We start from the raw sequence: 25136 nt of genomic DNA on the forward strand, positions 1-25136 counted from the left end.
GATTACTACTCTTATTCTTTATTATCAGCAATAAATTGCGCTAATTGCTCAGCATCAAAAGGCCAAAATAATTTCTCGCCTTGATGTGATTCCACAACCGGAATACTGGTTTGGTAAAGTTCAATCAGCTGTTCACTGTCCATAATGTCTTTTGCTACAAACGAAGCGTTTGCAGCAATTAATAATTCATCGGCCATTTCACACAGATGACAGCCATCGGTGTGATAAAGGGTAAAATTAGCCATGAGTAATAAGCCAGCTATTATGAATTTGCTTATTACGTTTAAAGTCTGGTGATAAAGTCTTGTCAGAAATGTTTTCTGCTTTTAAACCCAGCCCCATTAGTCCTACTTCATCCATGTTAAAGCCACGCTTATTGTTTGAGAATATAAGCGTACCGTTCGGGCTTAAAATCTTCTTAACCCAGGTAAGAAGTTTGATGTGGTCGCGCTGAACATCAAACGCATCTTTCATACGTTTTGAGTTTGAGAACGTCGGTGGATCTAAGAAAATTAAATCATATTGGCCTTGTGCATACTCAAGCCACTTCAAGCAGTCTGCTTGCTCAAAACGATAACGTGTATTGCTAATGTCGTTAAGGGCAAAGTTTTCTTGTGCCCATTTTAAGTAGGTTTTTGACATATCAACCGTGGTAATCGCTTTGGCACCACCCACAGCAGCATGCACAGATGCGCTGCCCGTATAAGCAAATAAGTTTAAGAAGCGTTTGCCCTGTGCGTTTTGTTGAATATAACGACGAGCTAAACGGTGATCTAAGAACAAACCAGTGTCTAGATAATCAAATAGATTAACTTTGAATTTAGCGCCAAACTCTTCAACGACTTGCGTACGATTTTGTTTTGCTACCTTGGTATATTGTTCTTCACCTTTTTGTTTTTTACGCACTTTAACCGCAATGTTTTCTGGTGCGATATTTAACTGCTCAGCGGTCAAGCTGATCACATCTTGCAAACGTTTTTGAGCCGTATTATCGTCGATTTCTTTCGGTGCAGCATATTCAAAAATAACCGCAGAATCATCGTACACATCAACAGCTACGTTATATTCTGGAATATCCGCATCATAAACACGGTAGCAGCTCACTTTATTTTGCTTTAACCAGTTCTTTAAATTTTGCTTATTTTTCTTTAAACGGTTTGCAAAGGCGGTTGAACCTTCAAAGTTAAGAGCTGGCTTATCTTCTTTGCTAAGTTCTACTTGTTTATCGTCTAGTTGGTAGAGGTTTAATACAACATCTAACGGGCCATTTTTAAACTTATAGCGTTTTAACTTAACTAACTTTAATAACTTAAATAAGCTTTCGTCAGTGCCAAGCAAAGCAAGTTTCCAATGATTAAAGTGCTTTTTGAAGCCAACACCTAAGCTACGGTGTAAGTTAACCAGCTCAGCCATTGAGCCTAAACGTTCACCATAAGGTAAGTTTGAAATCACTACACCAGGTAGTTTCGCAACGGAGGTTAACTTAGTGGCATCGCTTTGTTTAAACTTAATAACATTACCAAGGTCAGCACGCTCTGCATTTTCTTGAGCTTTTGCAATCACACTTCCGTCAATATCATGGCCAATAAGCCAAAGTTTAGGATCTGTAATTTGTGCAGTTAAATCTGCTTTTAATTCTTTGTACTTTTGAATACGGAAACTAGGCAGGCGCTCAAAAGCAAAACCTTCACGGAATAAGCCTGGCGCTTCATTGCGTGCCATGCTTGCAGCTTCAATTAAAATGGTACCCGAACCACAACATGGATCGAATAAAGGTTGTTGCACGTTTTCAAGCCAACCACTTCTTTTTACAAGGGCAGCAGCTAAATGCTCCTTAATTGGCGCTTTGCCTTGATCTTGACGATAACCACGTTCAGATAAACGCGGACCTGAATAATCGATATAAAGCGCAACACCTTGACGGTTCAATCTTGCTACAACACGTACATTGGCATTGTATTTATCAACATCAGGACGTTGCTCGAATAAATCCGCGAAGTAATCAACAATCGCATCTTTTACAACTAGACCTGAAAATTGCGTATTTTTTAAATCGTTATTTGTACCACTAAAATCAACAGCAAAGGTTTGCTTAGGGCCAAACCACTCCTGCCAAGGCTGTAAGCGTGCAAATTGATAAAGGCTGTCTTTGTCTTTTACGCCTTCTTTTTCTTCTATCAGCATCATGATACGAGTCGCAAAACGGCTCGATAAACAAATCTTTTGTGCTAATAAGCTATCTGCTTCAAAACGTACAGAGCCCACGGTTTGTTTTGAGACTTCGGCACCGAGTGCTGTAAGCTCATCAACAAGTAAATTTTCTATTCCGATAGAAGTAAGTGCGATAAATTGCAAAGTAAAAACCCTTAAATGCTAATTGCGCAGGATTATAGCATAGCTTGGCGAACAAAAACGCCAACATTTGCAGGGATATTAGGCAGATTTAAACTGTTTTTGTTGAATATAAACAGGATTGATACGGTTATTTAAAACCTTAATAGCCTCAAACTGTTTAAGAGAAAGGTTTTCGTCTAATTGAAAGTGTTGGCTTAGGTTAATACACACTGAGGCTTCGCTCGAGTGGTCAACAATTAAAAACTCACCTTCTTGTGCCTGCGAGCACAATTTAACCACTGCTTCAACACTTGGCTGGCTGCCATGATACTCATGAAAGAACCAACTTTTTGCAAGTACAGGCTTTAAATGAAATTTCACCGCAGTGGCATTTAGCGCGATTTGGCAAAGCTGTGCAGGGTTCCACAGTGAGAATGTTTCGAGGTATTGATAAACTTGCTGATAAAATGCAGCATCTTCAAGGCTAAAGTTTGGCTCTTGTAAAACAGCATCAGTAAGTTGGCGAAGTTTGTAAGGCGTGCACAGTTGCATATCTTGGTCAAGGTCAACCAAAAGACGATTATTTTTCGCACAAGCAAGCCATTTCCATTGCTTAGATGCTTGTAACATGTCTCCTCCCTAACGAATAAATACTGTGCGATTAATCATAAATTATAACTAAAGCAGACCATTAATAAAATGATTTCTTAGAACATTTTATTAATGATCAATTGCTTAGATAACTGATCCTTATAAGCTATTTAGGATCGTTTTTACCAATTCTGGGCCTTTATAAATGAATCCAGTGTAAACTTGTACAAGGTCTGCACCAGCTGCAAATTTCTCTTTTGCAGAATCCGCATCATCAATACCACCCACACCAATGATAGGTAGTTTACCTTCGGTTAAACGCTTAAGCTCACTAACCACGTGGGTTGAACGCTGACGAACTGGTTGGCCAGATAAACCGCCCGCTTCGTTTGCGTATTGTTGACCTTGTACCATCGCGCGCTCAAGCGTGGTATTTGTAGCAATAACACCATCGATCTTATTGTTGATCAATGACTCACTAACTTGGCCAATTTGAACTTCATCAAGATCAGGGGCGATCTTAACTAGCATAGGCACTTGTTTGTTATGTTTAGCAGCTAGATCAAGTTGTTCATTCTTTAAGCTTTGCAATAAGTCATCAAGCGCTTCACCATATTGTAAGTCACGAAGACCTGGGGTATTCGGTGAAGAAATATTTACTGTGATATACGATGCATGCTCAAATACTTTACGCATACAGTGAATGTAATCATCTTTACCCTGCTCGTTAGGTGTATCTTTATTTTTACCAATATTAATACCTAGAATACCGTCGTATTTCGCTGCTTTAACATTGTTAACTAGGTTATCAACGCCCTTATTGTTAAAGCCCATGCGGTTAATAATCGCATTTGATTCAGGCAAACGGAAAATTCGCGGTTTATCGTTACCCGCTTGCGGACGTGGTGTAACAGTACCTACTTCTACAAAACCAAAACCCATTTGCGAAAAAGCATCAATACACTCAGCATTTTTATCTAAGCCTGCCGCTAAACCGACTGGGTTTTTAAACTCTAAACCTAGAAAATTGACGGGTTTATTAGGGACAGATTGAGACCACGCAGCACTCAATGGCGTATGAGCAAATCGGCGTAAATTATTAAGTGCAAATTCATGAGCCCACTCCGCATCACGGGTAAACATAAAACGGCGAGCTAGATCATAAAACATGGTTTGTTCCTTAGGTAAAAATAAACAAGGTAGCCGTTTATAAACGGACCATTGCAAATTAAGGGCAAAAAAATACCCCAGCGAGCTGGGGTATGTATTCTAACGACTTTTCACTTATTTGGAAGTGTCACAGTTGTGGCTTAACAACATTAGTTCACGAAGTGCCACTGAGAATTTCGCAAAATCATGGCTTTGCGATGTTTTGAACTCAGATAGCATCTGCTTCCAACGTTGTAATAGTAGATCTTGGTTATCCATCCACTCATCAATTTGTGCATCAATGTCTTTGCTGTCTGCAGCAAAGCTATTAAGTACCACAGCTGATAATGTGCGTTGTTGCCAATCCAACTCTTCACGGTATGAAGCACGAGCAAGTGCTTGCCAGTGGTTTGCAACTGGTTGGTTGGTGATTTGGTCAAGGAACCAATGTAAGCCCATACGCGCACCAAGCTTAAAGTAGGTATTAGAAACCATATCAATACTACGCTCTGAATTATCTGCGATTTCAGCTAAATCCATTACAGAGAATAGGCTTGATAGTGACACAATACGTGTTGCAAGTGCTTTTGGTACATTGCTGTCAATTAGCTTCTCTGCCGCTTTAACTAGGCGATCGCTTTCTTTTTCAACCATGTAGCTGTTTAAGTTTTCACTTAAATCAGCAAATGTTGGTGCAAAGAATTCAATTGCTTGCTCAATCGTTTGAGCTTTATTGCGATGACGTAAGAACCAACGTGTTGCACGACGAACCGTACGACGTAATTGATATAGCATTTCAGTTTGTACAGCTGCTGGGATCTTATTATCAAGTGCAACAATTGATGACCATGTTTCTGGCATCTGGAACACTTCTTTTGCAATTGAGTAGCAAAGTGCGATTTCAGCTTCGTTAGCACCTGTTTCTTCGTGCATACGAATCATGAAGTTAAGACCCATATCGTTAACGATGTTATTTGCAAGTTTCGTTGCGATAATCTCTTTACGAAGTGGGTGGTTATCCATTGCATCGTTGAACTTATCACGAAGTGGCACTGGGAACGACTTAACTAATAACTGACGGTAGTAAGGGTTTTCAGTGATTTCATCAACCACTAGAGACTCTTTTAATACCATCTTCGCGTAAGAAACAAGTACAGAAAGCTCTGGACGAGTTAAATCTTTACCCGCTGCTGCGCGCTCTGCAAGTTCTTCATCCGTTGGGATGAACTCGATTGCACGGTTAAGCTTGCCATCTTTTTCAAGGGCATGGATGAAACGTACTTTTTCTTTAAGCGTTGATGTACCTTTTGATTGAGTAATCGATAAGGTATGCGTTTGACGATAACAGTCTTTTAATACTAACTCAGACACTTCATCAGTCATTGAATAAAGTAACTCATCACGCTGTTTACGTGTTAAGTCACCTTCAGCAACTAGACCATTAAGTAAGATTTTGATGTTTACTTCGTTATCTGAACACGCAACACCACCTACGTTATCGATGAAGTCAGTGTTAACGCGACCGCCTTTAGCAGCAAATTCGATACGACCTAATTGAGTTGCACCTAAGTTACCGCCCTCACCTAAGATCTTCGCACCAAGCTCAGAACCGTTAATACGTAGCGCATCATTCGCGCGGTCACCCACATCAGCATCAGTCTCTTTAGAGTTCTTGATGTAAGTACCGATACCACCATTCCAAAGTAAATCAAACTCCATCATTAGAGCCGCTTTGATTAACTCGTTAGGTGTCATGCTTGCTTTCTTAGTGCCAAGCATTTTCTTCATTTCTGGGCTTAAGCTAATTGATTTAGCCGCACGAGAGAAAATGCCACCACCTTGTGAAATAAGGTCTTTGTTGTAATCTTCCCAAGAAGAACGCGGTAGATTAAATAAACGCTCACGCTCTGGGTAAGATGTCGCTGCATCTGGGTTTGGATCAACAAAGATATGCATGTGGTTAAACGCTACTTGTAAGCGAATGTGCTTAGAAAGCAACATACCATTACCAAATACGTCACCCGCCATATCGCCGATTGCTACAACAGTGAAATCAGTTGTTTGACAGTCAATATCCATTTCACGGAAATGACGTTTAACAGATTCCCACGCACCTTTAGCAGTGATACCCATTTTCTTGTGGTCGTAACCTACTGAGCCACCTGATGCGAATGCATCACCTAGCCAGAAGTTATATTCATTTGCGATGCCGTTTGCGATATCAGAGAAAGTCGCAGTACCCTTATCGGCAGCAACAACTAAGTACGGGTCATCTTCATCATGACGAACAACATCAACTGGTGGCACAATCTCACCACGTTCAATGTTATCTGTGATATCTAATAGACCACGGATGAAAATCTTGTAGCACTCTTGGCCTTCTTTGAAGAATGCTTCACGGTCTGTCGGTAGCTGTTTACATACGAAGCCACCTTTCGAACCGACTGGCACGATAACCGTATTTTTAACTTGTTGCGCTTTAACAAGACCCAGTACTTCAGTACGGAAGTCTTCACGACGGTCTGACCAACGTAAACCACCACGAGCAACTTTACCACCACGTAAATGCACACCTTCAACGCGCGGCGAGTATACAAAGATCTCAAACGCAGGCAGAGGTAATGGCATTTCAGGGATCATAGAAGGCTGAACCTTGAACGATACGTATGACTTAAATTGGCCATCCGCTTCTTTTTGGAAGAAGTTCGTTCTAAGAGTTGCATTGATCATATCAACGTATAAACGAATGATACGATCATCATCTAGGTTTGCTACGTTTTCAAGCTCAAGATTAACTTGTGCAACTAGCTTCTCAAGTGTCTTTTCACTACCTGGGTTCTTAACTGAGAACTTTTTAGTGAATAAGTTAACGATTTGCGATGCAATGTGTGGGTAATTTGCAAATGTGCTTTCGATGTAAGTTTGCGAGAAAGTTACACCAATTTGACGCATGTATTTAGCGTAGGCACGAAGAATAGACGCTTCACGACCTGTTAAGCCACCCATTAATACTAAACGGTTGAAACCATCATTTTCTAAACGGTTATTCCACACGTTCGTTAACGCTGCACGGAAACGCGCTGACACTTTATCAAAATCAGCAATGCCCTTGTTGTCAATTAGCATGGTGAAATCCATGATCCAATTAACTTTACCGTCAGTCGTTTTCACTGAGTAAGGAGTTTCACCAACTACGCGTAAACCAAAGTTTTCTAACATTGGCATAACGTCAGACAGGTGGATTGGCTCATCTTTATGGAATAAGCTTAAACGAACAACATTAGTGTTTGCTTCTTCTTGTGGACGGTAGAACAACATTTCTAGTTTGTTCTCGTCATTCAGAAGTTCTAGCTTTTCAATATCAACAACCGCTGCACTTGGTAAAACCTGATCTTTATACGCACTTGCAAACGCTTGTGCATATTTACGGTTTAATTCTTTACCGCGTGCTTCACCTGCGCTTTCAAGTAGTGCAGATTGGAGTCTATCTTCCCAAGTACGGGCTGCTTCAATTAGGTTGTTTTCGATGTCTTTCACGTTATATTCAATATTATTGTCAGTCACACGCACCGTGTAATGTGTACGGGCTAATGTTGACTCAGAGAAGAAAGTAGTAAATTCGACTTTATCGTCAGAATTAAATGCATTGGCTAAGATACGTTGCGTTTCACGACGTAGTGCTGTGTTATAGCGTTCACGCGGTACATAAACCATGCAAGAGAAGAAACGGCCATATGCGTCTTTACGCACAAAAATACGGCACATATCACGCTCTTGTACTTGTAATACGCCCATGGCAACTTCAAGTAGTTCAGCTTCACGTGCTTGCACAAGTTCATCACGTGGATACGTTTCTAAAATATTTAATACCGCTTTGTATGCATGGGTGCCTTTTGCAAAGTCACACATTTCCATAATGCGGTTAATCTTACTTTTCAGTACAGGTACATCAGCGGCGCTGTTGTTGTAAAAGCTTGATGAGAATAAACCAAGGAAGCGGTCTTCACCAATTACATTGCCCTCATCATCAAAACGCTTAATACCTACATAATCGATATACGCTGGACGATGTACACGAGACACTGAATTTGTTTTCGTTAAAATTAATAAGTTACTGCTACGCGCTTCTTGGCGCGCTACTTCAGGTAACTCAGAAAGTAAACGGCTATGCTCTTCGTCTGTGTTTTTCATCAGACCAAGGCTAGTACCTTTTTTACCTTTTAACTGGTAATCACCCTGCACTGGCGAAAGTTCATACTCACGGTAACCCATTAGCGTAAAGTTATCTTTAGCTAACCAATCTAAAAACTCTACCGTTTCTGCAACTTCGCTTTCGTTATTGTTATGGTGGCGTTTTGGTAAGTCTTTCGTTACCGCAATAAGCTTTTCACGAATTGGCTGCCAATCTTCTACAGCGATAGATACGTCAACTAACACAGACTCAAGTTCTTTTTTGAAAGACTCAATTACTTTTGCATCTGTTTGACGATCAATCTCGATAAAGAACACAGTTTTTGTCGACGTTGATTCTTGCTCTGCTTTTAAGCTTGAAATACCGGTGATTTTAGCATTTTTATCACGTTGGATTTTCAGCGGAGAGTGAAGTAATAAGTGAGAAGCGATGTTTGCGCGGGTCATGGCCATACGCACAGAATCAACGAGGAAAGGCATGTCTTTCGCGATGATTTCAACAATGGTGTGCGATGACTGCCAGCCATCTTTTGCCACTTCAGGATTGAAAACACGGACAACCGCGTCATCAGAATTATTTTTTTCTAGCGAGTTCCATAGGCTTAGTGCAGCGCCATATAAGTCACTATCGTTGCGATGAGCCAAATCCTCTTTAGACATATTGCTGTACAAGGCTTTGGCGAATTTCTCAACGAGTAACACATTATCAGCGTGAACTTTTTTCTGGATCAGCTTACAGACATTATCTAAGATAACCGAGGCTTGCCCTTCATTTCGTGTCATTGTATGTTCCTTAATCTATACTACTTATCGATTAGTAGAATATTTGTACAGCCATTTATTAGCGTGGAGTCAGGTAAATTCTAACTCTTTTACAGCTAATAAACAGCCTTTTCGATGAAATCATTTTAAGCTTTTCAGCTATTTGGTCATCTATTCACAAAATATAGATATAAATGGCCATTACTGGCCATATCGGAGCACAATTATTCACATTATTTTTTCTGGTCAGTCCAGAGGAAGCTACCTATTGCAGGTAAAAGTAGTACTGCACCCAACATGTTAACCAAAAACATGAAGGTTAAAAGAATACCCATATCCACTTGGAACTTCAGATCAGAGAAAATCCATGTGCTAACACCAATGGCTAAGGTAATACCTGTGAACAGCACTGCACTACCTCGCTCTGCTAATGCATTACGATAAGCGACTTCCAGTGCCACACCTTGTTTTAGCTGCCCCATCATTGATGAAAGTATGTAAATCCCGTAATCGACACCAATACCAACACCTAAAGCGATAACTGGTAATGTCGACACTGTTAAACCTATTTCAAGTTGTACCATCAACGCTTGCGCTAAGGTTGATACGATGTACAGAGGTAATACAACCGCGACCGTTGCCTTCACACTTCTAAAGCTAATTAAGCATAGCAGGATTACGGCGCCGTAAACGTAAAGCATCATAGGTAGCTGTGCAGCTGATACCGATTCGTTCGTTGCGGCCATAACACCGACAGGGCCTGACGCTAGCTTAAACTTTAATTCATCGGTTTCTTCTGCCTTAGCAAACTCTTTAACTTTCGCTACCACATGATCAATCGTTTCTGCTTTGTGGTCATTTAAGAAAATAATTACTGGCATTACTGAGCAGTTACCATCGAGTAAACCTGAGCTTGTTTCAACCCGTGAAGTAGCTTGCACTAAACTTGCCGTATTGCGCGGCAGGCTTTGCCATTTTAAGTTCCCTTCGTTAAAGCCGGCATTAACTGACTGTGCAACTGAGCTTAAGCTCACAGCCGATTGTACCCCGGCAACGTTTTCCATCTGCCATTGGAAACGACTAATACGCTCCATAACATCATGCTCCGTACACGCAGCAGGATACGCTTCTACAATCACTTTTAGGATATCTGAAGAAATAGTGTATTTATCAGAAATCAAAAAGGTGTCTTGGTTATAGCGGGCATCTTGATGCAAAGAAGGCGCACCAGCATGCAAGTCACCAATACGCATTTTGTCAGCTTGCCAGTAACCCACTGCAAATAACACAGCCGTAAAGACGATAATAAAACCCGCCGTTTTACGGTCTGTCGCTTTTACTAATAGCTCGCGTAACTTGTCCAGTAGATTTGGTTTGTCTGTGTGAGTACCTGCTTGAATATGCACAGAGCCTTCAAAGCGCATGTACGATGCCCATACAGGTAATAAAATTAAATTAGTGAAAATAATTACCGCTACACCCAAACTTGCGGTGATAGCAAGTTCACGAATAATACCAATATCAATGGTGAGTAAGGTTAAAAAACCAATTGTGTCTGAAAGCAGCGCGATACCACCTGGGATCAGAAGTGCTCTAAAGCTTGCCTGACAGCAAACCCGAGTTGAACTACCCGTAGACACTTTTTTGCCGATGTCATTGATCATTTGCACGCCATGGCTTACACCAATCGCAAACACTAAAAACGGCACTAAAATTGACATTGGGTCTAGACCAAAACCTAAGCTTGAAAGCAAGCCCAACTGCCAAACAACGGCAATGATTGAACAGGCAATCGGTAAAATTGTCAGTTTTAAAGAGTGGCAGAACAGCCAAACCATCACAAATGTGAAAGCAATGGCAATAGCAAAGAATAGCAGTACGCCCTTAGCGCCCTCTGCGACATCCCCTGCCATTTTCGCAAAACCGATAATATGAATACTAACCTTGTCAGTACTGAGCGGTTCACGAACTTGTGTTTCTAGCTTTTCTGCAAATGCTAAAGTGTCGAGTTTTTCTTGCGTTTGTGGATCAGTCTCAAGTAGCTGAGCGGTTACCATTGCACACGAATAGTCACTGGCAATCATACGGCCAACGACTTTTGCTTTTTCGATGTTTTCTTTTACAACCGCAAGACCACGTTTATCAGCAGTGAAGTTTGCCGGAATAATTGGACCGCCAGCAAAACCATCTTCAACTACTTCAACAAAACGCGCACTCGGTGCGAAGATTGAATTAACTAACGGGCGATTTACACCCGGAATAAAGTAAAGCTGATCATGAACTGCTTTAAGTTGGGTGAAAAATTCCTCATTAAAAATATCACCATCTGCATCACAGACAGAAATTAAAATGCTGTTAGCGCCGCCAAACTGTTTTTCATGTTTGGTGTAAACTTTCATGTAGTCATGATTAAGCGGAATATTTTTATTAAACGACGCGTCTAATTGAATTTGTGTTGCTTTGAATAATAAGAAACAAGTGATCAAAGCAAAGGAAATAATTGCGAATAAGCGATGACGAAACACCGCTCTTTCTAAAATATCTAAAAAACCACGCATTACGGATTCAACTCCTTCACTTTAATGCCATTTTCTGAAGCCATAACTAGTTTGTCTTGAAACACAACACCATCAAGTAACGATTTACCATCGGCCATTTGTTGTTCTGATAATTGGCCATCCTCAATTTGGAAAATCACCCCGCTGTTAGCAAATAATAACCACTGGTTGTTGTATTTAATCGCGCTATTTACGGTTGCATAATTGTCGTGTGGTATTTGTTGCCACTGTTCGCTGCCTGCTTGGCGAGTGAAAATGTTGCCTCGAAGGCCTGCAACTAGGTCTTCCCCACCTTGATCCGCAGTTGACGCAAACGTAAAGAAAGAGCCCATATATATCTCCTCAAGACGCTGCCAGGTTTGACCATTGTCGACACTTTGTGCCATTAAACCCATTTCACCGGCTAGAAATAGACTCTCATCGGTTTTAACGATGCGATTAAAGTGCGGCAGTATTGAAGCAGTTTCAATTTCATAGCCTTCTGGGTCACTGTCTTTTAAATCATTGAGGTATTCACGGTCTTCTTCAAATAACAGGCTATCTAAAAAACGTTTCTGCCAAGTTTGGCCACCATCGTTAGTTTCATAAAACATTCCATATGCACCGACTGCATACCCTTGTTTGTCTGTAGTAAATAAAATGTCTAAACATGGCTTATCCATGTTTGGTAATGATTGCTGTAATTGCCACGTTTTACCTGCATCTACGGTATTGATGATGGTAGCATCATGGCCACATGCCCAACCTAAATCGCTATTATAAAAATCAACGGCTGTTAGCAGCACTTGAGTAGGCACACTGGCTTGTTGCCAGGTTTGAGCGTCTGTACTTGTGATAACCACACCGTGTTTGCCAACTGCAATGAGATTTGGGCCAGCTAGTTCAATGTCGGTGAGAAGAGTTTTGTTTGCGTTAACAGCGCTAATGGCTTGTTGCGGCATAGGCATGTCTTGAGCAAAACATGAAGCACTATAAGCAAGACAGGCATAAAGCAAATACTTCATAAAGATAAATCGCCTTCGAAAAAATAAAAAGAGAAGTCAAAAAAGTCACTGGGAAACCTAATGCGTGTACTGATGACTTACGTGAATTGCAAAAGGCACCTGGAGTCAGGTGCCTTAAATGGATTAACGACCTTCGCGGCGTAATGCGCTTGAAGTAAACTCGTTATCGTTGAATGATTGTGAGAAATCATACATTTTTTCTTGGTTGTCTAAACCAATTGCTAAATAACGACGAGAGTTAAGGTCATGATAAACTTCTAACGTACTCCAATGAGTTGGTACTTCATAGTAGTTAAGACCATGTGCCATCGCTACACGATACATTTGATCACGGTTATCATAGATATCCGCTACATGTACTTGCCAGCTATCCTCGTCAATATAAAAGACACGTTTCTTATAAATATGACGCGTGCCCTCTTTTAGGTTCGCTTCAACCACCCAAACACGGTGTTTTTCATAACGAACATGCTCAGGGTTGATATGACCTGCTTGTAGAATATCATCGTAGCTTAGTTTGTCGCTGTGAAGCTTGTAGCTGTTATAAGGAATATAAAGCTCTTGCTTACCTTTTAATGTCCAGTTGTAACGATTCGGAGAACCATTGAACATATCAAAGTCATCAGTCGTACGTAAGCTATCAGCTGCTGTTCCCGGTGCATCGTAGGCAACATTTGGAGCACGACGAACACGACGCTGGCCTGAATTGTATGTCCATGCTTGGCGTGGTGTTAAAATTTGATCCATGGTTTCATGTACTAATAACGCAGTACCAGCAAGACGAGCAGGCTCAGTTACCTTTTGCTTAAACTTAAACAAGATATTAGATTCTTGAAGCTTCTCAGGTGTTGCTTCAGGTGATGAGTACTCAACTAACAGTTGCTCATCAAAACCTACATAGTTATATGAACCAGAGGCTGTCGGTGCAGCTTGACCACCAGAACGTTCAATTGATAGGCCACGGAATCGCAACAAGTGGTTCCAAATAGCTTCTAAACCATCTTTAGGAATTGGGAAAGGTACACCCACAGCGGTATTTTTAATACCGTTACCACCTTCAACTAATTCAGCTGTCGTCGCATATTTTTTAGTTGCATCATATACAAACTGTGGATATGACGCACTACGACGGGTTGGGTAAATGTTCATTTTGAACGTATCAGGATAGGTATTGAATAATTCAATTTGACCTGGGCTCAAGTAGTCTTTGTACTGGGCAACGTTCGATTTATCAATCGTGAATAAAATTTTATCATCAGCATATGGATCTGGATGGTGCATACCCGGTTTGTAACCTGCTGGCGGTGTTGTGATACCACCATCCCAAGCTGGAATAGAACCGTCTTTATTCGCTGCTTTTTCAGCGCCAATTGGCGTTAAATCACTGCCTAAACGTGCCGCTTCATCAGCGGTAATTTTTGCAAGTACACTTGAGCTTGCGAAAACGCCGCAAAACGCTGCAGCAATGAGGGTAGGTTTTCTAATAATCATAATTTACCCTTAGATTGAATATTTAATATTAAATGAAACATAATCGCGATCAGAGAAAGTATTCGTCGCGCCACCACCCCAGAATGAGTTGTAGCTAAAGTCGAATGACCACGCATTTTGGTAATTGAAGTTCATAGTAACACCGAGTGATTTACGGTCTTCAATAAATAAATACATTGGATCTGGTGTAATACCATTCACATCGTGTGAGAAAACAAAACGAGGTGAGAAGTTTACGCCACTAAAAATATTGTAGTAATCACCCTTAGCGATAAGGCGATAGCCCCATGCAGACGCTGTTGGGAATGGGTTTGTTTCAGGACCATTAGACAGACCTAGGTGAAGTGTTGAATAATCATCACTTAATGGGCCTTGCATAATGCCGCTTCGACCAGTACCGGAAACGTTTAAACGGAGCTCGTCATAATCCGGCATATCGTTAATTCTAACGCCACCAACTTCACCAACTACCGCCCAGCTATCAGCACCTAATGATGGACCAAATAAGTGTGTTGCAGTAAATTGTAATTGAGCAGTGTTACGAAGAATAAATCCTTGTGCTACTTCACCAGGACCTACAACGCTAGTTGCATCACCCGGACTCATTTGCGAAATACCTGCAAAATCAGGGCGAATACCTGCAACAGCCAATTGCTCTGGCATACCCGCGTAAAGTAACTCTACGTCATCAATTTGCAGAGGCTCATCTTGACGGAAAGCAAATTCACCAGAAAAAGCCGTTTCACCAATTGATGTATTGAAGCTCAAGCCATAAAGCTTAATGTCTTCTGGGTATTCTAGCTGGCCTTTGGTAAATGCTTGTAAACTAGATACATTATCTTCAGTGATATCTGTTGTTAATAACATACCGATATCAGCAGCGATTGCCGCATCAGTGAAGTTTGATACCTGGCCTGAAATCACAGGACGACGGCTATGGTAGTTAATGTGGTATAACGCTACTTCAGTATCGTTTAACTCAGGTAAAAACATACCCAAGCGTAAACCGTATTGACCACCATCATCAGGTTCATTTTTACCTGCACCGCCCTTACCTTTCAACGCAACTTTGGTTGGGTAAGCGAGATACATTTGCGACATCATCGCTATGCCTTGTGCTGATGTAGGGTCAACACCTTGCGAGCGAACAATATCATCTAAATTATTTAAGCTTTCTGTTAAGAATGCTAAATCGATATCTGGGTTAGACGTGAAGCCTAATTGAATATTCTGCTGATAGCCATTTTCAGATGCAAAATCATTTGTCGAAAAATACGTACCAGCCGCTGGAAGGCGTGTTTCATGCCATTCATATTGGTAGAAACCTTCTAGCGTTAAGTTATCTGTGATGCCTAGTGATGCCCAAAGCATACCAACAGGTATGAAAGCTTCTTTTAACTCTGCACCTGGCGCTTTTAAACGATCGATATCAACAGGGTTAACGTTAATACCATGAGAAATCAAAGTACTCTCACCCCAGTTCACAACCTGTTGGCCTAAACGAATAGACAGTGGGTTACGGCCTTCATTTAAATCAAAATTTGCCCAAACATAGGCGTCAAGTAAACGTAAATCAGCACATACTTGTTCTTTAGTGTCGTCATCATCACAAGGGTCAACTTTTTTACCCGACGTTGGATTGGTATAAGCAAAGTCACCATCCATTAAGGCAAAATCATAAAAGTACATAAAGCGAGTGAAGAAACCAAAGTTATCTTTACTGATAGAAAGCTCATGAGTGCCTTTTAATAACTTTGAGAATGAATCTCCACTATCAAAGTTTAAGTTTCCGGCATCACCATTATTTGAGTAAGCACCTGGTTGGTTCCAAACATCAGCTGAAGAATAAATAGGGTTTAGAGCTGAGTGATAACCCGTCCAATCAAATGATGGATTATTACTTTTACCTATGTGTTGAAAGTCTCGGTCTTCAACACGAATGCTTTGACCATAAGAAAAGTTAGAGTCAAAACGTATGTCAAAGTCACCTAACTCGAAATTAGCCGCGTGCAAAGATGTGCTTGAGAGACCTAGAGTTGCTGCTGCAAGCCCCAAAGCTATTTTGTTTTTAACAAAAAGCGATCGTTTTATCATTGTGTTCATCCCCCTGTAACGGGTTGTTTTGTGATCAAATTGTTGTTTTTAGTATCTTTCTAACGATAGAAGCGAAACAGTAAAATTACAATATAGAACGCGTCTAATCGGTTAATATTTATTTAAAAATGTGACGTTTACGTATTGGTAAGACGTCATACCAGATAATTTATACACGTAAATTAACAATAGAACAAATCGAATTAACAAAAATATAATAAATTTAGCGAATTGGGGATAGATAAAATTAGTGTTTTTTATGAAAAATCATCAAAAAAAAGCAGCCGTAGCTGCTTTTTTAACTAATTTTCTCGAGTTTTAAAAACTGATTTTCAGACGTTAATGTCAGCCTAAAGCGCCCTCTTATTCCTAGCGAAGAAATAAAAGGACGCAAATGGTGAGCATCAAAGCGAACTGTCTTGCCACCATCCTCTGTGACTTGTACTGATTTATATTTACCATGATAGTAATCAAGACATTCCGAGTAACTCAGATACAAGGCAAAATAATATTCTGTCATTAACTTTCGAGTGCTTTCTCTACTTTTTCAAACAGATCATCACTAAGGCCATCTAAATCAGCTAAACGTTGCAATTGTGCTTTCATTGCCGCTGAACGATTTTCATCATAGCGTTTCCATGACATAAAAGGTGTCAGCATGCGCGATGCATTTTGCGGGTTAATATCATTTAGTTTCACTAATAAGTCACCTAATAGCTGGTAACCTTCACCATCAGCTCGGTGGAACTGAGTGATATTAAAGTGACTAAAGCTACCAACCAAAGCACGCACACGGTTAGGGTTACCAAAGTCAAAACTTGGATGATCATAAAGCGCTTTGATATCGCTGATACTCGTTGCTGAATCTTTCATCGCTTGCAGTGCAAACCATTTATCCATAACGAGCACATCATGACGCCATTTAGCATCAAACTCTGTTAAAAGCGTATCACATAGTGAGTGATTTGCTTTTACAACAGCACTTAATGCAGCAAGGGCATTGGTCATATTATTACTGTGGGCCGACTCTCTGATGAGGCTATTAACATCGCTGTGATTTGTTTTCGCTAAATAGTATAAACAAAGTTGCTTAAGAGCACGTACTGCAACGGCTGTAGCGGATGTTGAACCATCATCTTCAAGCACGTTATAACAATTAACCAATGATTCTGTTAAGAAGTTGGCAATTTGCGATTCAAATGCATTTTGTACAGCAATAATGTCATCAACAGGGATGACGGCATATTCTGCTGCAAGAGTATCGTAGCTAGGCAGTTTTAACAGCTCCGCAATCAATGCAAGGTCACCTTCACGATTATCAACTAGTAGCTTTAATGCCGACAAGATATCATCAGATAAGCAAGCTTCACCACTGGCAATCGCTGCTTTCATTTCATTAGTAAATAAACGCTGCTGAGCATCCCAACGTGAAAAGTCACTGCGAGCAAAACGCATAATATGTAACAGATCAGCGGCAGATGTATTTTGATTAACAATACATGGCGCAGAGAAATCTTCGAGTAGCACAGCTACTGGGTGCTGTTTAATACCTTCGAAAATAAACTGCTGCGTTTTTTCAGTGATATTCAATACCGAATCTTGCGGCTGATTATCAATCACAAGAGGTAATGACTGCCCTTCACTATCTAAAAGCTCAATAGCAAAAGGAATGTGCAGTAAGGCATTGTTAGGCTGATTATCAGGTGCAAACTGCTCAATGCTTAATGTGAAAGTCTGGTTTTGTTCATCATACGCCTGCTCTATATTGAGCTTAGGTGTACCCGCTTGACTATACCAACGCTTAAATTGTGTTAAATCAATGCCAGACGCATCACTCATGGCTGCAACAAAATCATCACAAGTAACTGCTTGTCCGTCATGGCGCTCGAAATACAATGCCATACCTTGTTGGAACTTTTCTTCTCCAAGTAAGGTGTGCATCATACGAATAACTTCAGCCCCTTTGTCATACACAGTCACTGTATAAAAGTTATTCATTTCAATGACTTTTTCTGGGCGAATTGGGTGCGCCATCGGCCCTGCATCTTCACTAAACTGGTGAGTACGCATGACTTTAACGGCATCAATACGATTAAGCGCACGTGAACCTAAGTCGCTACTAAACTCTTGGTCACGGAAAACCGTTAAGCCTTCTTTTAACGACAGTTGGAACCAGTCACGGCAAGTCACACGGTTGCCGGTCCAGTTATGGAAGTACTCGTGCCCTACAATAGATTCAATCGTATGGTAATCTTTGTCTGTGGCTGTTTCTTGATTTGCAAGAACACATTTAGAGTTAAAGATATTCAGGCCTTTATTTTCCATTGCGCCCATGTTGAAGAAATCAACGGCAACAATCATGTAAATATCTAAATCGTATTCAAGGTTAAAGCGCTCTTCATCCCATTGCATTGATTTCTTTAAAGAAGTCATGGCATGAGGCGTTTTTGATAAATTACCTTTATCAACAAACAAAGCTAATTCAACTTTTCGTCCAGACTGCGTCGTGTAATGGTCACGTAATACGTCAAAATCACCGGCAACTAATGCAAATAAGTAGCTAGGCTTTTTAAATGGGTCTTGCCATTTTACAAAATGACGACCGTCATCTAAGTTACCTGATTCAATTTGGTTACCATTAGACAGCAAGTGAGTGTACTTTTTGTCGGCAATAATGGTTACATCAAAGCTGGCAAGTACGTCTGGGCGGTCAAGGTAATAGGTAATCTTTCTAAAACCTTCAGCTTCACATTGCGTACAATAAGCACCACCCGACAAGTACAAACCTTCTAACGAGGTATTCGTTTGCGGGTCAATATGGTTTTCAATTTTCAGAATAAAGCTTTCAGGTAAGTTATGAATGATCAGCTTTTCATCTTCTAGCGTGTAATCATCATACGCTTTGTCATCAACCATCAATGAAATTAGCGTTAAATCAACACCATCAAGCAAAAGATCTGCATTGCTTTCATCGGTACGATTGATTGTCATTGTTGACTGCACTGATGTTTTTAAAGGGGCTAATTCGAAGCGTAAATCGATGTGTTGGATTGAGAATTGTGGGGCTTGGTAATCTTTTAAATTTTGAGCTTGAGGTTTACTCGTAGCAGACATTACTGACTCCAAATGGCCCTGCTTAGCAGGGCCTAAATAGTTTATTCGGCGTTAGCTTCTTGTTTAAGATGTTTTGGGGTAATACGTAAAATTTTAATACCAAAATAGGCATAAACAACCGCTAAGAATGGATTAATTAAATTAAAGAACGCGTACATTGCATAGTCAAATGGATTGATTAGTAAAACACTTTGCATGTAGGCACCACAGGTATTCCAAGGGATAAGTGGGCTAGTAATTGTGCCACCATCTTCTAAAGTGCGAGATAAGTTAACAGGCTTTAAACCGCGTTTTTCATATTCGTCTTTAAACATACGTCCAGGAACAACAATCGCGATATATTGGTCAGCTGCAACCGCATTGGTACCAATACACGTTGCAATCGTTGCTGTGATAAGAGAGCCCGTGCTTTTAGCAATTTTTAAGATGCTCTTAACGAACATATCAAGTAAGCCAGTTTTTTCCATGATAGCGCCAAACATCAAGGCCGTCATAATCAGCCAAGTGGTTGTTAACATGCCAGCCATACCACCACCGCTCAATAATGAATCCATTTTTTCATCGCCAGTGTCAATGCTGAAACCATCAAAGAACGTTGTCCAAACTAATTTGAAGTAACCAATTGCTTGGCCTTGTGATGCATCAATTTGGCTATTGATTAAATCAGATTGAAATAACATAGCCCAAATCGCGCCTAGCACCGCACCAATTGAAATAGCTGGGAAAGCTGGCATCTTACGAATTGCTAAAAACAACAACACCACCAGTGGCACTAGCATTTCAAAACCAATATTAAAGTTTTGCTCTAATAAATTAACGATTTCATCAATACGGCCCGCTTCTGTTGAACCACCGGCATTAAAGCCCATAAAGATAAAAATAATTAACGCAATAATGAAGCTTGGCACTGTAGTCCAAAGCATGTGATGAATATGCTCAAATAAATCAGCCCCAGCCACTGCTGGCGCTAAGTTTGTTGTTTCAGAAAGCGGGCTTAATTTATCACCAAAGTAGGCACCAGAAATGACCGCGCCTGCTGTAACAACTTGTTCAAGACCAAGACCAGTTGCAACACCTAATAACGCCACACCGATAGTCGCAGCTGTGGTCCAAGAGCTACCAATACTCATAGCCACAATGCCACAAATCAAACAGCTAGCGGCATAGAACCAGCTAGGATTGATAATTTGTAAGCCATAGTAAATTAGAGTGGGTACAGTTCCTGATAACAGCCAAGTACCGATTAAGGCACCCACCATTAACAGTATAATGATTGCTCCAAGGGATAAGGTGATCCCCTCAATCATGGCTTGTTCTAGTTTCTTCCAGGTGTAACCATTTTTTAAGCCAATTAATGCCGCGGTAAATGTAGCGAATAATAAAGCGATTTGGTTAGGACCTGATGATGAGTTATCACCGAATAAATAAACAGCAGCGCCTAGTAGGCACACGAGCACAGTAATTGGGATTAAGGCATCTAAAAAACTGGCCTGTTTAATTGGCTTCTCTTCAATTGAATTCAAAAGATAGTCTCCTACACGTCTTATGTGGCGTGTTTAATTATTATTGTAAGCTTTGACGCAAAACTTCAGTGGCCTTATGCAGCCAGATTTTGTGATTATACCAATCTAACCTGTTTTAGGTAGCAAAAAAGGCGCTTAAGCGCCTTTTTATTAATCAATATTGCTAATTAATTGCTAATTATTTCTTAGCGATACGACCATATTTTATATAATCTTGGGTGATTAATGCCGCTTCTTCTAAGAAAGGGTCTAGCTCGTCAAGGCTATCAGGTAAATCGTCAAGCTTCTCAACTGGCTTTTCACCAAGGCGAACAAGTCGTTCATTAGCACGTTCTAACGCGCGTTCTTCACCTTCGTCTTTCTCTTTTAGACGCGTCGCTTCAACCAATGAGATAGTCTTACGGTCTTTCTCTTCTTGATAGCGTTTAATGTCAGCAAATACATAGCCAAACTCAGGCTCGTCTGCAATACGCGCATCATGAAGCTTATTAACGTAAGCAATCGCTGGTTTGAGGTTATCAACAGAGTTGTACTTAGCACGTATGATGCTATCCCAAGGTAGCGCGTTGTCTTGTTGGCTCTCACCCCATTCTGATGGCTCAATTGCCGATGGGAATGACACATCTGGGATCACGCCTTTATGCTGTGTGCTTCCGCCGTTAATTCGGTAGAATTTTGCAATGGTATACTGCACGCTACCTAATGGGTGGTCGTATAGGTCATAAGCACGGCCAAGTGGTTTATGCTGCTGTACAGTTCCCTTACCAAAGGTTTGCTCACCAATCACAATTGCACGGCCATAATCTTGCATTGCTGCTGCAAAAATTTCTGAGGCAGACGCACTGTAGCGATCAACTAACACTGTCAGTGGGCCATCGTAAAAAGTGACGCCATCACGGTCTTTTTGCTCTTCAATACGATTATTTAGCGTATGAATTTGTACAACTGGACCTTGATCGATAAATAAGCCAGAAAGTTGCGTCGCTTCGTAAAGTGAACCACCGCCGTTTTGACGTAAATCGATAATGATACCGTCAACTTTGGCTTCTTTTAACTTCGCAATTTCAACTTTTACGTCTTGCGATAAATTGTTATAGAAACCAGGGATTTCAATCACACCAATTTTGCTGGTTAAGTCTGAATATTTTGCTTCAAATACTTCAGATTTTGCAGCACGGTCTTCTAAGCGAATTTTATCACGCGTGATTTCAACCACTTTTGGTGTACCGTGAGCATCAGCCCCTTTTAAGTATTGCAGGCGAACTTTTGTCCCTTTCGGGCCTTTGATTAAATCAACGACGTCATCTAAACGCCAGCCAATCACATCAACAAACTCTTCACCTTCTTGCGCAACACCAATAATACGGTCATCTGCTTTTATTTGTTCAGACTTATCAGCCGGTCCGCCTGGGACTAAGCTACGGATTACCGTGTAATCTTCGTCATAACTGAGTACCGCACCAATACCTTCTAATTCAAGATCCATGTCCATCTTGAATTGCTCAGCGCGACGAGGTGATAAATAAGAGGTATGCGCTTCAATGCTTCGTGCGAATGAGTTCATCACGATTTGAAAAGCATCTTCACTGTTCGTTTGTACTAAACGCTTTTGTGCATTGTGGTAACGTTTGGTCAAGACTTCTTTAATGCCTTGCCAATCTTTACCAGTCATTTTTAATCGTAAAGCATCATATTTAACGCGCTGACGCCAAAGTTCATCAAGCTCAGCTTGACTTGTTGCCCAGTTTGCGTCTTCGCGGTCAAACAGATACTCATCTTCTTTATCGAACTTCATTTCGTTTTCAAGTAACGATAAAGAATAGTCATAGCGTTCAAAACGACGTTTTAAACTTAAATTAAAAATATCAAAGGCAAATCCCAATTTACCTGTCGACAATGCATTATCAAATTGGTCTTTATATTGCTCAAACGAGGCAATGTCAGACGCTAAAAACACATTTTTATTGTAGTCGAGAGATTCAATGTAACGATCAAAAACCTTCTCAGATAATTCATCGTTAAATTTAATTGGTTTGTAGTGTGCACGAGTAAATAAGTTTGTCACCCGTTTGCTTGCCGTACTATGTTGGCTTTCTTGCTTGAGTACTGGCAGGTCTTTTTCAGTCAGATTGTCTGATGATGCCAATAATGAACCTGAAAACAGGGCAGCGACTAACGGAATGAGCGTAAACTTTTTACTCATACACAACTCCTTTATTTTTTACAGCTATTAAATGATATACAGGCTGTCTGCTTTGGTCTTAACTTGCATCCCTGTTACTAACTCAACGTGAACTTCATCTTTATTCACTTCAGTAATAACCGCGTTTACAAGTGCTTGGCCAAGTTTAACTTTAACTTTGCTATTAACCTTGACCTCTGAGGCAGGTAAAGGTTCAACTTTTCCTGAACGTTTTGCAGGAGCAGCTTTAGCAGGCTTATTACTTACTTTAGTGCCTTTTTCGCCAGATTTAGCGTGGTGGCCACTATTCTTTTTGTAAGATTTTGTGTCACCGTCTTTGCGTGGACGTTGTGGCTTCTTACGCTTCGCCATTTTAGCACGGCTTTCTTCTAACGCTTTTTGTGCGTGCTCAATATGCTCTTGTTCTACTTTTTCGTCTTGATTACCATCAAGATCGATACGGAACTCAGACTTAGTCACCGCTTCTAAATAGCGCCAGTTTGAGGTGTACTTTCTTAGTGCTTGACGAACCTGAGTTTTACTTACTTTCTCAGAACCTTCAATACGCTCAGCGATATCTTTAAAGATACCTACTTTAAGCGGCTGAATACCGTCTTTTTGTTTAAAACATTGTGGAAATTCTTGGTATAAGAAATCCAATACTTCATTAATATCTTTTAGCTTGTTTGTGGTTTCCATGTTAGAACCTTTTATTACATCTTTTCATCAAGTGATGAATCGACATAGTGTGTTACCCAGTCGGTCAACTCTTCGAAGTCCGCTTCAATAAGCGCTAAATCACCACGAAGGTGTTCCCAAATACCATTTATAATTTCATCAATTGATTCACAGTCAAGGTCATCTGGTAGACGCTCCCATGCCATGTGAATCAAGTCGTTGAGCCTTTCGGCAACAACTTCTTCTTCCCCTTCCCAATCACCAACATCATGGATTGCAAAGAGGTAATCTTGCACATTTAGCAGATCTTTCATTTTAGATTTGCCTCAAAGCATTTTACCAATGCTTCTAAACCAGCTTGATCATCAGCATCGAATCGCGCAATGCTTGGGCTGTCGATATCAAGTACAGCAAATACTTTACCGTCTTTGAAAATCGGCACAACTACTTCAGAGTTAGATGCAGCATCGCAGGCAATATGACCAGCAAATGCATGCACGTCTGCAATGAGTTGTGTTTGTTGTGTTTGCGCGGCAGTTCCACATACCCCTTTACCTACTGGAATACGGATACATGCAGGATTACCTTGAAACGGCCCTAGCACTAATTCTTCAGGTGAATCCATTAAATAAAAGCCCGCCCAATTGATATCCTCTAAAGAGGTAAATAACAGCGCACTAATATTTGCCATGTTGGCAATAACATTTGATTCACCAGCGATTAGCGACTCAGTTTGTTTAACTAATGACTGGTAAAAATCTTGCTTTTGCATACCAAACTACTTCTTATTAAACATACAGTAGCTAAAGGTACTCTTTGTAGACGACAAATGAAACCTTTTAAGGGCAAAAAAAAACATTTTGCCCTCAATTTCAGTCAGCTTGATTAAATATTCTGCTATTGATGAGAAGATTGTGTTGTAAGGCCCTGTCTTAAACCAAATAAAAACAGTCCAGCTGCCAGAGCAGACATCATAGCATTGACTACAAAAGCCATACCTGTTGTAGCGCTCAGTAAGTAGCTAAAAATAGCGCCACCTAGTAAGCCAAGTGTCAGAACACCTGAATAATTAACCTTTGCATATTTAAACATAAGTAAATAACCAGGCACTACAAATGCTGCCATAGTTAAGCCTACTATGTGTGCATTGGCAATTGCGCTAACAAGTAAATTAAAGAAAATGCTAAAACCATTTCCTTCAAGTGTGAATGCATAATAAAGGCCTAAGATACAACCGATGATCACAGGCGATAATAAAGAAAGTCCTACACTCTTTGCTAAACGATGTTTCATAAATTCCCTAATGTCACAAAGATAATACGAGAAGTGTTAAGCATGGACTAACTAGTTAAAATGCGAAATATCGACAATAGTCGTAATTTGCAGAACAAATGAGAAGCTTAAGAAACAAAAAAGCCGCTGAATAAATTCAGCGGCTTCAATGATGGTGGAGAGATAGGGATTT

At 40.5% G+C, this 25136-nt stretch carries 17 protein-coding genes; all 17 read right to left on the minus strand.

What is annotated here, in order from left to right:
* Positions 1-11 precede the first annotated feature (11 nt).
* The 17 genes from CWC02_RS07870 to CWC02_RS07950 all read right to left on the minus strand — a co-directional run bounded on the left by CWC02_RS07870 (position 12) and on the right by CWC02_RS07950 (position 24964).
* Entirely contained in the window at positions 12-245 is a 234-nt protein-coding gene (locus CWC02_RS07870; protein ID WP_054551385.1) for a glutaredoxin family protein, read from the minus strand.
* On the minus strand, positions 238-2355 hold the full coding sequence (rlmKL, locus tag CWC02_RS07875; RefSeq protein ID WP_138617503.1) for a bifunctional 23S rRNA (guanine(2069)-N(7))-methyltransferase RlmK/23S rRNA (guanine(2445)-N(2))-methyltransferase RlmL: 2118 nt from the start codon (positions 2353-2355) through the stop codon (positions 238-240). The genes CWC02_RS07870 and rlmKL overlap by 8 nt, the downstream gene beginning before the upstream one ends.
* Positions 2356-2433: 78 nt before the next feature.
* Complete coding sequence (locus tag CWC02_RS07880) at positions 2434-2964, minus strand: cell division protein ZapC domain-containing protein (RefSeq protein WP_138617505.1); 531 nt, start codon at positions 2962-2964, stop codon at positions 2434-2436.
* Between the two features lie 120 nt (positions 2965-3084).
* Positions 3085-4095, minus strand: a complete 1011-nt coding sequence (gene pyrD, locus CWC02_RS07885) for a quinone-dependent dihydroorotate dehydrogenase (protein WP_138617507.1) — start codon at positions 4093-4095, stop codon at positions 3085-3087.
* Positions 4096-4209: 114 nt separating this feature from the next.
* On the minus strand, positions 4210-9048 hold the full coding sequence (locus tag CWC02_RS07890; RefSeq protein WP_138617509.1) for an NAD-glutamate dehydrogenase: 4839 nt from the start codon (positions 9046-9048) through the stop codon (positions 4210-4212).
* A gap of 212 nt (positions 9049-9260) precedes the next feature.
* On the minus strand, positions 9261-11585 hold the full coding sequence (locus CWC02_RS07895) for an efflux RND transporter permease subunit (RefSeq protein ID WP_054551390.1): 2325 nt from the start codon (positions 11583-11585) through the stop codon (positions 9261-9263).
* Positions 11585-12589 carry a WD40/YVTN/BNR-like repeat-containing protein gene (locus CWC02_RS07900; RefSeq protein ID WP_138600646.1) on the minus strand — a complete coding sequence of 335 codons (1005 nt, stop codon included), beginning with the start codon at positions 12587-12589 and terminating at the stop codon, positions 11585-11587. Before CWC02_RS07900 ends, CWC02_RS07895 begins: the two co-directional genes overlap by 1 nt.
* 123 nt (positions 12590-12712) lie before the next feature.
* Complete coding sequence (locus CWC02_RS07905) at positions 12713-14077, minus strand: DUF1329 domain-containing protein (RefSeq protein ID WP_138600718.1); 1365 nt, start codon at positions 14075-14077, stop codon at positions 12713-12715.
* A 12-nt stretch (positions 14078-14089) separates the two neighbouring features.
* A complete protein-coding gene (locus CWC02_RS07910; RefSeq protein ID WP_138617511.1) occupies positions 14090-16174 on the minus strand; it encodes a DUF1302 domain-containing protein in 2085 nt (694 codons plus the stop codon).
* Positions 16175-16472: 298 nt separating this feature from the next.
* Positions 16473-16694: a DUF2835 domain-containing protein gene (locus CWC02_RS07915; RefSeq protein ID WP_082389168.1), complete on the minus strand. Its 222-nt coding sequence runs from the start codon at positions 16692-16694 to the stop codon at positions 16473-16475.
* The gene (gene pepN, locus CWC02_RS07920) at positions 16694-19288 is read right to left on the minus strand and encodes an aminopeptidase N (RefSeq protein WP_138617513.1); all 2595 of its coding nucleotides are present in this window, start codon (positions 19286-19288) and stop codon (positions 16694-16696) included. The genes CWC02_RS07915 and pepN overlap by 1 nt, the downstream gene beginning before the upstream one ends.
* Before the next feature lie 41 nt (positions 19289-19329).
* Positions 19330-20811 carry a Na+/H+ antiporter NhaC gene (nhaC, locus tag CWC02_RS07925; RefSeq protein ID WP_054551394.1) on the minus strand — a complete coding sequence of 494 codons (1482 nt, stop codon included), beginning with the start codon at positions 20809-20811 and terminating at the stop codon, positions 19330-19332.
* Between the two features lie 178 nt (positions 20812-20989).
* Positions 20990-23014: a carboxy terminal-processing peptidase gene (gene prc / locus CWC02_RS07930; RefSeq protein WP_054561591.1), complete on the minus strand. Its 2025-nt coding sequence runs from the start codon at positions 23012-23014 to the stop codon at positions 20990-20992.
* Between the two features lie 27 nt (positions 23015-23041).
* Positions 23042-23692, minus strand: coding sequence for an RNA chaperone ProQ (gene proQ / locus CWC02_RS07935; RefSeq protein ID WP_138617515.1), 651 nt, complete (start codon positions 23690-23692; stop codon positions 23042-23044).
* A 14-nt stretch (positions 23693-23706) separates the two neighbouring features.
* The gene (locus tag CWC02_RS07940) at positions 23707-23985 is read right to left on the minus strand and encodes a hypothetical protein (protein WP_054551397.1); all 279 of its coding nucleotides are present in this window, start codon (positions 23983-23985) and stop codon (positions 23707-23709) included.
* On the minus strand, positions 23982-24443 hold the full coding sequence (gene msrC, locus CWC02_RS07945) for a free L-methionine (R)-S-oxide reductase MsrC (RefSeq protein WP_138617517.1): 462 nt from the start codon (positions 24441-24443) through the stop codon (positions 23982-23984). The genes CWC02_RS07940 and msrC overlap by 4 nt, the downstream gene beginning before the upstream one ends.
* Before the next feature lie 125 nt (positions 24444-24568).
* Positions 24569-24964 (minus strand): hypothetical protein, encoded by a 396-nt coding sequence (locus CWC02_RS07950; RefSeq protein WP_054551399.1) that lies wholly within the window; start codon positions 24962-24964, stop codon positions 24569-24571.
* Positions 24965-25136 lie beyond the last annotated feature (172 nt).

It is taken from the genome of Pseudoalteromonas sp. S2721, assembly GCF_005887425.1.
Lineage (GTDB): Bacteria > Pseudomonadota > Gammaproteobacteria > Enterobacterales > Alteromonadaceae > Pseudoalteromonas > Pseudoalteromonas simplex.